This is a genomic window from Burkholderia sp. AU33423, from assembly GCF_002223135.1.
Classification (GTDB): Bacteria; Pseudomonadota; Gammaproteobacteria; order Burkholderiales; family Burkholderiaceae; genus Burkholderia; species Burkholderia lata_D.
Genome location: NZ_NKFH01000007.1, coordinates 723,509 through 738,505, shown reverse-complemented (window position 1 = coordinate 738,505; position 14,997 = coordinate 723,509). Strand labels below are relative to the sequence as shown.

Here is a 14,997-nt window from a genome sequence, read left to right as displayed (position 1 = left end):
GTACGACCGCACGCGTGTACCGCCATCACATTACGCGCCGACGATCGAGATCGAGAACCCGTCCCAGCCCTTCTGCCCGACCGTCTGCACGGCGGTCGTCGTGAGGTTCGGCGCGGCCACGAGACGCGCGAACCCGTCGCGCACGCCGACCACGTCGGGCTCGCGATTGTCCGGATCGGCCACGCGCCCGCCGCGCACGACGTTGTCGACGACGATCACCGTGCCGGGCCGCGACAGCTTCAGCGCCGCGTCGAGATAGACAGGGTTGTTGTCCTTGTCGGCATCGATGAAGATGAAATCGAACGGCGCTTCACCCGCGTCGATGAGCCGCGCGAGGCTGTCCTTCGCGCTGCCGACCACCACCGTCACGACTTCCGCGAACCCGGCACGCGCGATGTTCCGCGTCGCGACCTTTGCATGCTCCGGGTTCAGTTCGAGCGTCACGAGCGTGCCGCCCGGCGGCAACGCGCGCGCGAGCCAGATCGTGCTGTAGCCGCCGAGCGTGCCGACCTCGAGAATCCGCCGTGCGCCGCGGATCGTCGCGAGCAGTTGCAGCAGCTTGCCCTGGTTCGGCGCGACGTTGATCGCGGGCAGCCCCGCTGCGTCGCTCGCCGCGAGCGCGGCGTCGAGCGCATCGTCGGACGGCACGAGCGTCGCGGAGAAATACGCATCCACCTGGTTCCAATGATCCTGATTCATCGAGCACCCCTTGTTTGCGGAACATGCATTTTATGCGCCGCATTGCCATAAGCAACAAACCATTCGTTCTAAGAACAGTTGCGCACGTGCTCCTATAATCGCTCGACCATCACAACAACAGACGGAGCACCCATGACCGATCAGGCTGCATCGAACTGGCGCCTCGAAACCATCGCCGTACACGGCGGTTATCGTCCCGACCCGACCACGCGCGCGGTCGCCGTACCGATCTACCAGACCGTTGCGTACGCATTCGACGACACGCAGCACGGCGCCGACCTCTTCGACCTGAAGGTCCAGGGCAACATCTACACGCGGATCATGAACCCGACGACGGACGTGCTCGAGCAGCGCATCGCCGCGCTCGAGGGCGGCATCGGCGCGCTGGCGCTTGCATCGGGGCAATCGGCCGTTACGTACGCAATCCAGACGATCGCCGAAGCCGGCGACAACATCGTGTCCGCGAGTTCGCTGTATGGCGGCACCTACAACCTGTTCGCGCATACGCTGCCGCAATACGGAATCACGACGCGCTTCGCCGATCCGCGCGACCCCGCGTCGTTCGAGCCGCTGATCGACGCGCGCACGAAGGCGATCTTCGCGGAATCGGTCGGCAACCCGCTCGGCAACGTCACCGACATCGCCGCGCTCGCGGAAGTCGCGCATCGCCACGGCATCCCGCTGATCGTCGACAACACGGTGCCGTCGCCGTATCTGCTGCGCCCGTTCGAGCACGGTGCGGATATCGTCGTGCATTCGCTGACGAAGTATCTCGGCGGGCACGGCACGAGCCTCGGCGGCGCGATCGTCGATTCGGGCAAGTTCCCGTGGGCCGAGCATGCGGACCGCTTCAAGCGGCTGAACGAGCCCGACGTCAGCTATCACGGTGTTGTCTATACGGAAGCGTTCGGGCCGGCCGCCTATATCGGCCGCGCACGCGTGGTGCCGCTGCGCAACATGGGCGCGGCCATTTCACCGTTCAATGCGTTCCAGATCCTGCAGGGCATCGAAACGCTGGCGCTGCGCGTCGAGCGCATCAGCGACAACGCACTGAAGATCGCGCAGCACCTCGCACGCCACGAAAACGTCGAATGGGTGAACTATGCGGGCCTGCCCGATCACCCCGACCATCCGCTCGTCGCGCGCTACCTGTCGGGCCGCGCGCCGGGCATCCTGACGTTCGGCGTGAAGGGCGGACGTGACGGCGGCGCGAAGTTCCAGGACGCGCTGAAGCTGTTCACGCGGCTCGTCAACATCGGCGACACGAAGTCGCTCGCGACGCACCCGGCATCGACGACGCACCGGCAACTGTCGCCGGCCGAACTCGCGAAGGCCGGCGTGAAGGAGGAAACGGTGCGGCTGTCGATCGGCATCGAGCATATCGACGACCTGCTCGCCGACCTCGACCAGGCGCTCGCGCAGCTTTGACGGAAACGGGCGTGCCGGCTTGCCGGTGCGCCCTGCATCGACAGTATTGACCTTGAAGCGGCTTCAAGGTGTTCAATCCCCGGTTGATGCCGGGGTAACGCCCGGCGTGTACGAACACCCGTATCGTGCAGCGGGCCGCCAGACGCTGAGCCCGCTGCGGTACGCCAACTGTCCGAGAGGCCTCATGACACCGACTGCGAAGCTCGCGCTGCTCACGTTACCGCCCTTGCTGGCGGCCTGCTTCGGCGCCCTCGCGGCTGCGTGGCGCGCCCCCGGCCCGAAAACGTCGAGCGTCATCCAGCATTTCACCGGCGGCATCGTGTTCGCGGCCGCTGCGCTCGAACTGCTGCCGCAGGACCGCGCGCATGCGCTGTTTCCGGTCGTCGTCGGCTTCGTGCTCGGTATCGCGCTGATGCTCGCGATCCGTGCGCTGTCGGGCGCGATCGAGACGCGCTTCGAGGAGGCGCGGCTGCCGATGAGCCTGATCATCGTCACCGCGATCGACCTCGTCATCGACGGCCTCGTGCTCGGCATCGCGTTCTCCGCCAGCGACGAAAGCGGCATCATCCTGACCGTCGCGCTGACGCTCGAGGTGCTGTTCCTCGCGCTGTCGGTCAGCGCGGCGCTCGCGGCCGCCGGCATCGGCCGCCTGCTGTCGATCGTCGTACCGGTCGCGCTCGCGGCGCTGCTGAGCATCGCGGCCGTGGCCGGCAACGCGGCGTTCGCAGGACTTCCCTCCAATATCTACGCCGCGCTGCTCGGGCTGGGCACCGTCGCGCTGCTGTACCTCGTTACCGAAGAACTGCTGGTCGAAGCGCACGAGGTACCTGAGACGCCGTTCGCGACGGCCGCGTTCTTCATCGGCTTCATCGTGTTCTTCCTGATCGAAGGATCGGTGAAGGCCGGATAAGCCGGGCGCGACGGCGCGTCGGCTACCACGTCGTCGCGCCCGTCGGATACGTATCGACGATGCGCGTGCCGTTGACGGGCGTCACGCCTTCGTTGCGCAGCGCCGCCCACAGGTCGATCGCATGTTCGCGCGACTTGCGGCTGCCGTCGTCGGTCAGCACGTTCAGCGCGATCACTTCGTCGCGTGTCGTCAGTTGCAGCTGCTCCTTCAGCTTGCGTGACTGATGCGATGCGGTGCGGACGTCGCCGAGCACGATCCGCTTCTCGGCCAGAGTCGAGTCGCCGCCCGCATTCGCCGGCACCAACGTCAGCCGGCCGTTGTCGACTTCGCATTGCCCGCGCGTGAACGTCGCGCTCCACTCGCCGGGCGGCACGGCCGCGAACTCGCAGCGCATCCGCTCGTTCGCGCGCCGGCCCACGTCATGCGCCGACGCGTGCGACAACGCTCGCTCCGGCCAGCCGGCCGCCATCGCGGACGTCGACATCAGGCACGCCGCGAGCACGATTCCTTTCGCGAAATGGCGCATGGCACTCTCCTCTTGGTACGGGGGTGCGGCTGACTGGCACCGCGCCGGTCGGCCGCGAATGAACGGTCAACGAACCGCAAAGCGGTTGTCGTGCGCATCGACCAGCGGCGCCATCTCCCCGCGATGCACCGTCGCGCGTTGGATCTCCTGGTTGCGCGCGATGGCGGCCGGGCTCGCCGGGTAGTCGTGATTCGGGCTCGGGATCACGCCGTCATGGCGCGCCTTCACCAGTTCCTGGCGAACCTCCTGCCGAGTCTTCTGCTGTGCGGCCACTGCTTGAGAAAAGGCCGCCATCGACAGTGCGGCAGCGGCGATGACGATCATCGGTCGCGGAATGTTCATGTGGTTCGCTCCTTGCTTGGAAAGCCGTGACAGGAGCGTTCACTTTGAGCCGTCGGCGGTGCGGAATCGTGATCGCAGCATGACGGTTTCGTCACACGCGAACGGCGAACAGCGCACGCTCGACGGCGGCACGCAAACGGCGCAGGCGTCGATCGGCTCGTATGGCTATGGCGGAACGCGCACGCAGGGCATCGTCAATCTCGGGTTGCGCCACCGGTTCTGATCACGGCGGCATGACGCGCGCCGCGTGACAAAAATTTCATGTTCCGATCAGGTTCGCGAAGCGTCGCATCGCTACGATCGGAAACGTAACGGGCAGCGCCCGTTCCAGACCACGCAAGCGGGTCGCTGCCGCACGGCACGTCACGCGTTGGGCCCGGACACGTCGAGTGCCGGGCCTTTTTTTGGGGCCGCGCCCCCGGTGATCAGGGCGTCGAATTTCGCTGCGGAAACAGGCACGTATGCGTCTTCACATACAGGTTCGGATTGCCGCAGCGATGCCCGGCGTAGTCGATCTGCTCGCCGGGCATGAGGTCGGCCGGCACCGGCTTTTTCGCCGTGGCGGGCGCGGTCTGCGCAGTTTGCGCGGTGCCGGAATGTGTCGATGCGCAGCCCGCGAACAACGGGACGATCAGGACTGCGATCAAGGCTAGGCGGATGGCGGGGCGAGGCACTTTTCGGTCCTGTGTGAAAGTCAGAACAGGGCCGCACGCTCTCCATACAGCTATCGCGAACGGCGTGAATGCCGCCAGCCGCGTCGGCCATCGGCAGGCTTCATGTTCCGCTTCCCGCTCATCGCGCCGATGACGCGAACATGACGAATGCGTCATGCCGGTCGCGTCCGAACGGCGCCTCTTCACATCACGCAATCTGACGCATTTTTCATCTCGCGATCACGATCACGCACGGCTGCTTTCGCATACTGGGTCCATGGTTCGCCACCCGGCGGCCCTGATCAAGGAGAGCACTCGATGAAAACCGCAAAACTCGCCGCACTGTTCGTCACCGCCACGCTGTCGCTCGGCATGGCCACACAGGGCGCATTCGCGCAGACGCAAACGCAGGGCAAGACCCGCACGCAGGTCGTCAATGAACTGAAGCAGGCGCAGCACGACGGCGTCGTGCCGGTGAGCAAGACGCAGTACCCGCCGACCGGCGAGCTCGTCGCGCGCAACAAGGAACTGCATGGGATTTCGGTGCATGGCGGCGAGAAAAAGCCGCAGACCGACAACCACGACAACCTGACCGCGCAGAAATGACGCTCGGTCATACGACCACGGGCAGCGCGCCGCGCGCGGCCGCCTCATGGCGAACGCGCGGGCGTGCCCGCCGGCGGTGTCAGGTATGGATGGCCGCCGGCTGGTTCAGCTCGGCCGGCCGCCGCGGAAAGCGCAGCCAGAACGTCGTGCGCCGGCCCGGGTCGCTGTCGACGCCGCATTCGCCGCCGTGATTGTCCATGATCGACCGGACGATCGCGAGCCCCAACCCCGTACCCTGCGCCGAATTGTGCCGAGACGGATCGACGCGATAGAAGCGCTCGAAGATCCGCCCGACGTGCTGGGCCTCGATGCCGGGCCCCGTATCCGACACCGCGATCGTCGTCGCACCGCCCTGCTCCACGCAATCGATCGTCACGATGCTGCCGCGCGGCGCGTAGGCCAGCGCATTCGACAGCAGGTTGCTCAGCGCACGCTGGTACAGCGTCAGATCCGCATCGACCCACGCATGGCCGTCGACCTTCACCGTCACGCCGGCATCCTCCGCCAGCGGCTCGTAGTAGCCCGCGACGCGTCCCGCCTCTTCCGATGCATCCAGGCGCCGCACGCTGATCGACGTGCCGGCCTGTTCCGAACGCGCCAGGAACAGCATGTCCTCGATCATGCGCGACAACCGCTGGTATTCGTCGATGCTCGACTCGATCACGTTCCGGTATTCATCCGCGCTGCGCGGCTGCGACAGCACGACCTGCGCGGCGGCCTGCAGGTTCGTGAGCGGCGTGCGCATGTCGTGCGCGAGATTCGACGAGAACTGGCTGAGCCGCGTGAACGATTCGTTCAGCCGCTCGAGCATGCCGTTGAACGCGTGCTCGAGCTCCTTCAGCTCGCCGGCCGTATCGAGCGCCGGCAGCGGATGGGCGAGCCGGCTGGTCGACATCTGTTCGGCGCGCGCCGCGAACCGCCGCAGCGGGCTCAGCCCGAGCGCCGCGATGCCGTATGCGATCGCGGCCGCGAGCACCACGCCGAACACCTCGATCACGACGATCGTATAAGCGTGCGTGCGCAGCAGCAGCACGTCGGCGCTGCGGTCGTACTGCACCGCGACGCGCACCACAGGCGCACTTGCGCCCGCGCCGGCCAGCGGCACCTTCGTCACCAGATACTGGTGCCGCGCGCCGGGCGGCGCGACGCCGACCGGCACGCGTCCCGCATCCAGCGACATCAGCGGCCCATACGGGCGGAAACCGGGCGTGCCGACCAGGCGCGTTCCCGTGGCATCGAAGATCGCGAGATCCATGTTCGGATGACCATGCAACTGGTCGATCCAGATGTCGGTGTTGCGCGCGACGTCGGCCGTCGAGCGCGCTTCGGCAAGGTGCGCACCCAACGCGGCGGATATGCCGGCCATCTGCTCGGCCGCCGTCGTGTCGACGCGATTGCTCAGCGCCTCGTACAGCGCGACGCCGCTCGACGCGAGGATCACCGACGTCGACAGGATGATCAGCGCGGTCAGGCGTCCGCGCAGCGTGCGCGGCAGCAGGCGCGCGATCATGCCGCGCTGCCGCCGCGCGCCTCGAGCACGTAGCCCATGCCGCGCACCGTATGGATCAGCTTCGGGTCGTACGCGTCGTCGATCTTCGAGCGCAGGCGCCGGATCGCCGAATCGACGACGTTCGTGTCGCTGTTGAAATTCATGTCCCACACCTGCGACGCGATCGTCGCGCGCGGCAGGATCTCGCCCTCGCGGCGCATCAGCAGCCACAGCAGCGCGAACTCCTTCGCGGTCAGCAGGATCGTGTCGCCCTGCCGGGTGGCCTTGCGGCGCGTCAGGTCAAGTTCGAGGTCGGCCACGCGCAGCGTGTTCGAATCGCGCGGCTGGCCGCGCCGCAGGATCGACTTGATGCGCGCGGTCAGCTCGACGAAGTCGAACGGCTTCGCGAGATAGTCGTCGGCGCCGAGTTCGAGCCCTTTCACGCGATCGCCGACGTCGTCGCGCGCGGTCAGGAACAGCACGGGCGTCGACTTGCTGCGCCGCAGGTTCTGCAGCAGCGTCCAGCCGTCCTGCCCGGGCAGCATCACGTCGAGCACGAGCAGGTCGTACTCCTCGGTCTCGGCCTGATGCTGGCCCGTGATGCCGTCCTCGACCCAGTCGACGACATAACCGGCTTCCGTCAGCCCCTTGCGCAGGTACGCGCCCGTCTTCGGTTCATCCTCGACAATCAGAATTCGCATCACGCATTACCCTTGAAGAAACCCAGCCGGCGCAGCACGCCCGAGCCGAAGCCGCCGCGCAACGCCGCGCGCCACGACACCGCATGGCTGACGCGGTACAGCACCGGCAGCACCAGCAGCGTCAGCGCCGTGGACGACAGGATACCGCCGATCACGACCGTCGCGAGCGGGCGCTGCACCTCGGCGCCGGTGCCGGTCGCGAACGCCATCGGCAGGAAGCCGAGCGACGCGACGAGCGCGGTCATCAGCACCGGCCGCAGCCGCGTGAGCGCGCCTTCGCGCACGGCGGCCTCGAGCGGCATCCCTTCGTCGCGCAGGTTGCGGATGAACGAGATCATCACGAGCCCGTTGAGCACGGCCACGCCCGATAGCGCGATGAAGCCGACCGCCGCCGTGATCGACAGCGGAATCCCGCGCAGCCACAGCGACACGACGCCGCCGCTCAATGCGAACGGAATGCCGGTGAACACGAGCAGCCCGTCCTTCACGTTGTTGAACATCACGAACAGCAGCACGAACACCATGAACAGCGCGAGGGGCACGACCAGCTTCAGGCGCTCGCTCGCGCTTTGCAGCTGCTCGAACTGCCCGCCCCACGACACCCAGTAGCCGGCCGGCACGCGCACGTCCTGCTGCAGTTGCTCGCGCGCGTCGGCGACGAACGAACCGACGTCGCGCCCGCGCACGTTCGCGCTGACGACCACCCGCCGTTTGCCGTCCTCGCGGCTGATCTGGTTCGGGCCCGGCGCGACGTCGATCGTCGCCAGTTCCGCGAGCGGCACGTACGGCGCCGCCGCGAGCGGCGCGCTGGCGCCGGCCGCCGGTGCGGGCAGCGCGATCGGCAGCCGCTTGATCGCCTCGATGTCCGAGCGCAGCTCGTCGGGCAGCCGCACGACGATGTCGAAGCGGCGGTCGCCCTGGAACAGCGTGCCGGCCTTCTGCCCGCCGACGGCCGCGGCCACCGAGTCCTGCAGGTCGGCAACGCTCACGCCGTAGCGCGCGAGCTTGTCGCGATCGAGGTTGACGGTCAGCACCGGCAGGCCGGTGGTCTGCTCGACCTTCACTTCGGACGCGCCCGGCACCTTCTGCAGCGCGGCCGCGATCTGCTCGCCGGTCTGGTTCAGCACGGCCATGTCGTCGCCGAAGATCTTCACCGCGACGTCGCTGCGCACGCCCGAGATCAGTTCGTTGAAACGCAGCTGGATCGGCTGCGAGAACTCGTACGCGTTGCCCGGCAGCTCGGCGAGCGCTGCCTCGATCTCGCGCACGAGCTGGTCGCGCGGCTTCTTCGGGTCGGGCCACTGGTCGGCCGGCTTCAGCATGATGTAGCCGTCCGACAGGTTCGGCGGCATCGGGTCGGCCGCGATCTCGGCCGTGCCGATGCGCGCGAACACGCGCCCGATCTCGGGGAAGCGCGCCTTCAGCGTCTTCTCGATCGACTTCTGCATCTCGACCGACTGCGACAGGCTCGTGCCGGGAATCCGCAAGGCGGCAACGGCCAGGTCACCTTCGTTGAGGCTCGGGATGAACTCGCTGCCGAGCCGCGTGGCCAGCACGAGCGTGGCCAGCACGATCACGCCCGCACCGATCATCACGCGCGCCGGGCGCGTCATGAATGCGGCGAGCGCCGGCTCGTACACGCGACGCGCCCAGCCCATCAGCCGGTTCTCCTTCTCCTCGACACGCTCGCCGATGAACAGTGCGACAGCCGCCGGAATGAACGTGACGGTCAGCACCATCGCGGCCGCGAGCGCCATCACGACGGTAATGGCCATCGGGTGGAACATCTTGCCTTCGACGCCGGTCAGCGCAAAGATCGGCAGGTACACGACCATGATGATCAGTTGCCCGAAGATCAGCGCGCGACGCGCTTCCTGCGACGCGCCGAACACTTCCGCGAAGCGCTCGTCGCGTGTGAGCGGCCGGCCTGCGGCGGCCTGCGCATGCGCGAGCCGCCTCACGCAGTTCTCGACGATCACCACCGCGCCGTCGACGATGATCCCGAAGTCGAGCGCGCCGAGGCTCATCAGGTTCGCGCTCACCTTCGCGTTCACCATGCCGGTGAAGGTCATCAGCATCGACAGCGGGATCACGAGCGCGGTGATCAGCGCCGCGCGCATGTTGCCGAGGAACAGGAACAGCACGGCGATCACGAGGATCGCGCCTTCGAGCAGGTTCTTCTTCACCGTCGCGACGGCCTTCTCGACGAGCACCGTGCGGTCGTACACGGGAATCGCCTTCACGCCGGGCGGCAGCGTGCGGTTGACGTCCTCCATCTTCGCGGCGACGGCCTTCGCGACCGTGCGGCTGTTCTCGCCCATCAGCATGAAGACCGTGCCGAGCACGACCTCCTCGCCGTTCGACGTCGCCGCGCCGGTGCGCAGCTCGCGGCCGATGTCGACCAGCCCGACGTCCTTCATCCGCACCGGCACGCCGCCGACGTTGGTCAGCACGATGCTGGCGATATCGTCGACGGTGCGCGCCTGGCCCGGCACGCGCACCAGATACTGCTCGCCGCGCTTCTCGATGTAGCCGGCGCCGACGTTGTCGTTGTTGCGCTCCAGCGCGCGCACGACGTCGGCGAGCGTCAGCCCGTACGACATCAGCTTTGCCGGATTCGGCGCGACGCGGTATTCCTTCACGTAGCCGCCGATCGAGTTGACCTCGGTCACGCCGCGCACGTTGCGGAGCTGCGGTCTAACGACCCAGTCCTGCAGTTCGCGCAGGTCGGCCGCCGTATAGCGCGTGCCGTCGGGCTTGCGCGCATTGGCGTCGGCTTCGACGGTCCACAGGTAGATCTCGCCGAGGCCCGTCGACGTCGGCCCCATTGCAGGCGCGATACCGGCCGGCAGCTTGTCTTTCGCTTCCTGGATGCGCTCGTTGACGAGTTGCCGCGCGAAGTAGATATCGGTGCCGTCCTTGAAGATCACCGTGACCTGCGACAGCCCGTAGCGCGAGATCGAGCGCGTCTGCTCGAGGCCCGGCAGGCCGGCCATCACGGTCTCGACCGGATAGGTGATGCGCTGTTCGGCCTCCAGCGGCGAGTAGCCGGGCGCAGCCGTGTTGATCTGGACCTGTACGTTGGTGATGTCGGGCACCGCGTCGATCGGCAGTTTCTGGTAGCTGAACACGCCGAGCGCGGCCACGGCCGCGACCGCCAGCATCACGAGCCAGCGGTGTGCAATCGCAAAGCGGATCAGGCGCTCAAACATGACGGGACTCCTTGAAACGGGGCACGGTCACCCTCGACGGCCGGGCCGCCCGGCCGGTCATCCGGCGGGCCGGAAAGCGGACCGCATAGTGGGCCGCATAGCGGGCCGCGAGTCGTGCAACGGCGCACAAGTAACGCTCATTCATGCTCCGCGCTCCCCTTGCCGAGTTCGGCCTTCAGCACGAAGCTGTTCGAAGCCGCGTATTCCTGGCCCGGCTTGAGCCCCTTCAGCACTTCGGTCGCCCGTTCGTCGCGCCGCCCCGTTTCGACGGCCTGGGCGACGAAACCCTTCGACGAGCGTACGAAGACGGACGGTGCGCCGTCGACGTCCTGCAGCGCGTCGCTCGCGACCGCGAGCGGCACGCCCTGCTTGCCCGCGTCGACCGACACGTTCACGAACATCCCGGGCCGCCACACGCCGTCCGGGTTCGGCAGCACGACGCGCGCCGGCGCGGTGCGCGTCTGTTCGCCGAGCAGCGACCCCACGTACGCGATCGGGCCGCTCGAACGCGATTCGAACGCGGTCGCGATGACGGTCGCATCGCGACCGACGCGCACGTCGTTCAACCGTTGCGCCGGCACGGCCATCTCGGCCCATACCGTCGACAGGTCGGAGATCACGAACATGCTGGCGTCGGCGGCGATCGCTTCGCCCGGCGTCGCGTGCTTCTCGACGATCGTGCCCGCGAACGGCGCGCGCAGTTCATAGCGGTTCAGCGCGCCCCCGCCGACCGGCGCATTCAGCGCGGCGAGCTTCTGCCGCGCGTTCTGCACGGCGATCTCGGCTTCACGCAACTGCACCTGCGCCTGCTGGTAGTCCTGCTCGGCCGAGATACGCTCTTTCCACAGCGTGCGTTCGCGCTCGTAGGTCGCGCGGGCGCCCGACAGCCGACGCTCGGCCGTCAGCAGCTCGCTGCGCCGGTCGGCGAGATCGGTGCTCGCGATCACGGCCAGCACCTGTCCCTTCGCAACGTTCTGCCCGAGCGACACCGACACCTGCTCGACGATGCCGGCCACGCGTGGCACCACGTGCGCGGTGCGATCCTCGTTGAACTTGATCTCGCCAGGGAGCTGGAACGGCGTCGCGATCTGCGCGGGGCCGGCCTTCGCGAGCGCGATCTTCGAGGTCGCCAGCTGCGCGTCGGTCAGCGCGATCGCGCCGTCGGCGCGCGCAAACGGGAACGATGCCGATTCATTGCCCGCCTTCACGTCGATCGTCGCGTCGAACACGTGCGGCTTGCCGATCGACTGCGCGGATACGAACTTCTGGCCGGCCGCGTCGAAACGCAACGGCTCGTGCGTGCGGTCGTAACGGACCAGCGTGCCGGACACGGTGACGCCCTTGTCGGCCGGCTTGCCGTCGACGAACGGATAGACGATGAGGCGCGCATCGCCAGGCTTCTCCGTCATCACGATTTCAACGGACAGCCTGCCGCGCTTGAGCACGACGCCGCCGCGCTCGCCGGCGGCTTCGGCGGACGAAGCGGCTGCAGCCGCCGATGCGGTCGCGCCGTTGCCGCCGCCGTTGCGCGTGACGCCGAGTGCGCCGATGACGATCCCGGCACTGCCGAGCACGACTGCCGCGATGATCAGGATTCTGCTGCGTGACATGGTGATCCTTCAGGTAAAAGAGGCGTCCGTTGCGCTATTGCGCGACCGGTGCAAGCGACGCGAGCGGCGTACCGACGAGCCGGCCGATGTCGGCGCGAGCCGTATGGGCATCGGCGAGCGCACGCACGTATTGCGACTGGCCCTGGAACAGCGTGCGCTGCGCATCGAGCACGTCGAGGAAGCTGAACTTCCCGAGCTCGTAGCCGCGCGACATCGCATCGAGTGCGAGGCGCGCGGCCGGCAGGATGTCGGCCTTCAGCCGCTGCGCTTCCTGCGCGGCGGCTTCGAAATTCGCGTACGCCTGCGTGAGGTCCAGCCGCAGGCGCGTGCGTTCGCGATCGAGATCGGCATTCGCGCGTTCGGCCTTGTGCGTCGCCTCGAGCAGCGCGCCCTTGTTCGTGTTGAACAGCGGGATCGGGATCGACACGCCGACCACCGCCTGGTTGTCCGGCACGCCGCCCGTGGTCACGCGCTTCACGCCCGCGCTGATCGTCACGTCCGGAATGCGCCGCGCGCGTTCGAGCGACACGGCCGCGTTCGAGCGCAGCATCTCGGCTCGCGCGATCCGCGCAAGCGGCGCATCATCGAGCTGCGCGGTCAGCGCGGACAGCGGCTCGACCGGCGGCACGGCTTCGAGATCGCCCTGTACCGCCAGCCGGCCGTCGCGTGCTTCGCCCATCACCGCGTTCAGCTTCTCGCGCGCGACCTCGACACGGCCGCGCGCGGTCACGACTTCGATCTGCACGCCGGCCGCCGCCACGTGCGCCTTGGTCGCCTCGACCGGCGACACCTTGCCGGCCTGTGCCCGGCGGCTCGCGAGATCCGCAGAGCGCGCGGCGATCGCGGCCGATTCCTCGGTCACCTGAAGCTGGCGCTGCGCGGCGAGCAGCCCGTAGAACGCGGCGATCACGTCGGCGCGCACGATGGCGCCCTGCTCGTCAAGCGATGCATTGGCCGCTTCCCTGCCGTACGACGCGACATCGAGCCGCGCACTGCGCTTGCCGCCGAGTTCGATCGTCTGGTTGATCAGCGCGGTCGACGTGCGTTCGGCGCGACGAAACCCTTCCTGCAGGAACGACACTTCGGGATTGGAACGCGCGCCGGCCTGCATCAGCGCACCGGCCGACGCATCGACGTCAGCGCGCGCGCCGCGCAGCGCCGGATTGTTCCGGGCCGCGACCGATAGCGCATCGGCAAGCGTCAACGCGTTGGAAGGGGGAGCGTCGGGGGGCGGTGCGCCGATCGGCGCGGCGCTGCCGGAGGTGGCCGGCGCGAGCCCCGGCGACAGCGACGGCTGCGCATGCGCCGTCGCGGCCATCGCGAAGACGATGGCCACGGCGAGGTTGAGCTTGAGCATGTTCGGTTCTGCGGTAACGGTTCGCGACCGATGCTACGGTCCGGCCGCAGTGCGAACATGAGGCGAAGATGATATTTCCGTCATGTTGGGGGCGGCCGCGTGCGCGCGTGCGGCGCCCTGCGAGAGCCATGCCCCGCTTCGTCGATCAGGCGGATTCGATGAACGTGCGGCGCGACGGCCGCACGGAGGATGACGGTGACACGGAGAATCGGCACACGTGCGCGGCGATTCCCCGCCGGCGAATCAAACAGCCCCTTGCTTCACCCGCCGGCGCTGCACGAGCCAATCAAGCAATTGCCGTCCGTCGCGCTCGCCGAACCAGCGCGCGTGGCCGATCAGGTAACCGTCGTACGCGATGTCGACGATGGCTGGCGCATCGATGATGCCGCCGAAATAAGCGACTTCCGACAGCGCGAACTCCGTATGCACGATCGGCAGCAGCGCGACCAGCGCCGCGTAGGCTTCGTCGCTCAGCGGTTCGAGCGATTCGTACCCGTCGAGCAGCGCATCGATCTGCGCATACTCGACGCGGCGCGCATCGGCCGGCGCCATCCAGTCGACCGTATTGCGCTCGATCGCGAGCGCGAGGTCCGTCACCGCACAGGTACGATCCGACAACCCGAAATCCAGCACGGTCCGCACCTGCGCGCCGGGCCCCGCCTCGGTCCACAGCAGGTTCGACGCATGCCAGTCGCCATGTGTCCACAACGGGGTAAGCGCGGGCAGCAAAGGCACGAGGCGTGCGTGATACGGGCCGATCGCGTCGGCCACGTCGCCGCGCCAGTCACGCGCACCGAGCGCGCGCACGAGCAGCGGCTGCGTGTCGACCCAGCGTTCGAGTGCGCCCGCCAGATCGGCGGACGACAGCACGCGAAAGCTCGACAGCAGCGTCCGCACGGGCCGCGCCGGCGCATCGTAGCCGGCCGACGCGCGATGCAGCTCGGCCAGCGCGCGGCCGGCCGCGTATGCGTGCGAAGCATGCGTGAAAGGCTGCCACGACATCACGCCGCGATACGGGTCGACGCCGGGCGCCCGTACGTGCACTTCGTAGGTCCAGTCTCCGGATGCGAACGCGGTCGCACCGTCGCGATCGGCAAGAATGTCGACCACCGGCATCCCGCGCTCGCGCAGATGCGCGATGAAGCGATGCTCTTCCTCGAGCCCTTCGACATCGCGCAGGCTCACGTGATGACGCTTGACGAACAGCCCGCGCCCGTCCGTCATCTGCACCAGGACGGCCGCCGCGAACTGCCGCGGGCTGTGCCATGTGAGCCGCGCCGGCTCGCCGGCGCCGTCGATCCGTGCGAGCACCGCCGCCACCTCGTCGTGCGTCATCAGCGGCCAGTCGCGCTCGGCCTGCTCGCCGTCCACACCGAATTGCGGCGGCGCGACGTCACGCGACAGGGATCCGTCCGGCTCGAGGGGGAATGACATGAACGACGTTGCTCCGTAGTTGAATCCGAA

General features: G+C 68.0%; 13 protein-coding genes and 1 pseudogene. 4 read left to right on the top strand and 10 right to left on the bottom strand.

Annotated features, from left to right (window positions below):
• Positions 1-30: 30 nt before the first annotated feature.
• Positions 31-699 carry an O-methyltransferase gene (locus tag CFB50_RS21860; protein ID WP_089447220.1) on the bottom strand — a complete coding sequence of 223 codons (669 nt, stop codon included), beginning with the start codon at positions 697-699 and terminating at the stop codon, positions 31-33.
• Positions 700-831: 132 nt separating this feature from the next.
• Between CFB50_RS21860 and CFB50_RS21855 the strand changes: the two genes are divergently transcribed.
• Together CFB50_RS21855 and CFB50_RS21850 are read left to right on the top strand one after the other, a co-directional pair.
• The gene (locus CFB50_RS21855) at positions 832-2,127 is read left to right on the top strand and encodes an O-acetylhomoserine aminocarboxypropyltransferase/cysteine synthase family protein (RefSeq protein WP_011356015.1); all 1,296 of its coding nucleotides are present in this window, start codon (positions 832-834) and stop codon (positions 2,125-2,127) included.
• 184 nt (positions 2,128-2,311) lie between these two features.
• Positions 2,312-3,037 (top strand): ZIP family metal transporter, encoded by a 726-nt coding sequence (locus CFB50_RS21850; RefSeq protein WP_089447219.1) that lies wholly within the window; start codon positions 2,312-2,314, stop codon positions 3,035-3,037.
• A gap of 22 nt (positions 3,038-3,059) precedes the next feature.
• Here CFB50_RS21850 and CFB50_RS21845 read toward each other — a convergent pair whose 3' ends face one another.
• Both CFB50_RS21845 and CFB50_RS21840 read right to left on the bottom strand, forming a co-directional pair.
• Positions 3,060-3,563, bottom strand: a complete 504-nt coding sequence (locus CFB50_RS21845; protein WP_089447218.1) for a hypothetical protein — start codon at positions 3,561-3,563, stop codon at positions 3,060-3,062.
• A gap of 66 nt (positions 3,564-3,629) precedes the next feature.
• Positions 3,630-3,905, bottom strand: coding sequence for a DUF4148 domain-containing protein (locus CFB50_RS21840; protein ID WP_089447217.1), 276 nt, complete (start codon positions 3,903-3,905; stop codon positions 3,630-3,632).
• 97 nt (positions 3,906-4,002) lie between these two features.
• Here CFB50_RS21840 and CFB50_RS38905 point away from each other — a divergent pair.
• Positions 4,003-4,128, top strand: a pseudogene (locus tag CFB50_RS38905) (porin); the annotation flags it as partial.
• Between the two features lie 202 nt (positions 4,129-4,330).
• Here the strand turns inward: CFB50_RS38905 and CFB50_RS21835 are convergent.
• Positions 4,331-4,735, bottom strand: a complete 405-nt coding sequence (locus CFB50_RS21835) for a hypothetical protein (protein WP_235986535.1) — start codon at positions 4,733-4,735, stop codon at positions 4,331-4,333.
• Between the two features lie 141 nt (positions 4,736-4,876).
• Here CFB50_RS21835 and CFB50_RS21830 point away from each other — a divergent pair, with 141 nt between their 5' ends.
• Complete coding sequence (locus tag CFB50_RS21830; RefSeq protein WP_089447216.1) at positions 4,877-5,164, top strand: DUF4148 domain-containing protein; 288 nt, start codon at positions 4,877-4,879, stop codon at positions 5,162-5,164.
• A 79-nt stretch (positions 5,165-5,243) separates the two neighbouring features.
• Here CFB50_RS21830 and CFB50_RS21825 read toward each other — a convergent pair whose 3' ends face one another.
• The 6 genes from CFB50_RS21825 to CFB50_RS21800 all read right to left on the bottom strand — a co-directional run bounded on the left by CFB50_RS21825 (position 5,244) and on the right by CFB50_RS21800 (position 14,967).
• Positions 5,244-6,674 carry a heavy metal sensor histidine kinase gene (locus tag CFB50_RS21825; protein ID WP_089447215.1) on the bottom strand — a complete coding sequence of 477 codons (1,431 nt, stop codon included), beginning with the start codon at positions 6,672-6,674 and terminating at the stop codon, positions 5,244-5,246.
• On the bottom strand, positions 6,671-7,354 hold the full coding sequence (gene irlR / locus CFB50_RS21820) for a heavy metal response regulator transcription factor IrlR (protein WP_039349341.1): 684 nt from the start codon (positions 7,352-7,354) through the stop codon (positions 6,671-6,673). Before irlR ends, CFB50_RS21825 begins: the two co-directional genes overlap by 4 nt.
• A complete protein-coding gene (locus CFB50_RS21815) occupies positions 7,354-10,566 on the bottom strand; it encodes an efflux RND transporter permease subunit (protein WP_089447214.1) in 3,213 nt (1,070 codons plus the stop codon). Before CFB50_RS21815 ends, irlR begins: the two co-directional genes overlap by 1 nt.
• 137 nt (positions 10,567-10,703) lie before the next feature.
• On the bottom strand, positions 10,704-12,176 hold the full coding sequence (locus tag CFB50_RS21810) for an efflux RND transporter periplasmic adaptor subunit (protein WP_089447213.1): 1,473 nt from the start codon (positions 12,174-12,176) through the stop codon (positions 10,704-10,706).
• Between the two features lie 34 nt (positions 12,177-12,210).
• Positions 12,211-13,533, bottom strand: a complete 1,323-nt coding sequence (locus CFB50_RS21805; RefSeq protein WP_089447212.1) for a TolC family protein — start codon at positions 13,531-13,533, stop codon at positions 12,211-12,213.
• Between the two features lie 243 nt (positions 13,534-13,776).
• A complete protein-coding gene (locus tag CFB50_RS21800; protein ID WP_089447211.1) occupies positions 13,777-14,967 on the bottom strand; it encodes a phosphotransferase enzyme family protein in 1,191 nt (396 codons plus the stop codon).
• Positions 14,968-14,997: the final 30 nt, after the last annotated feature.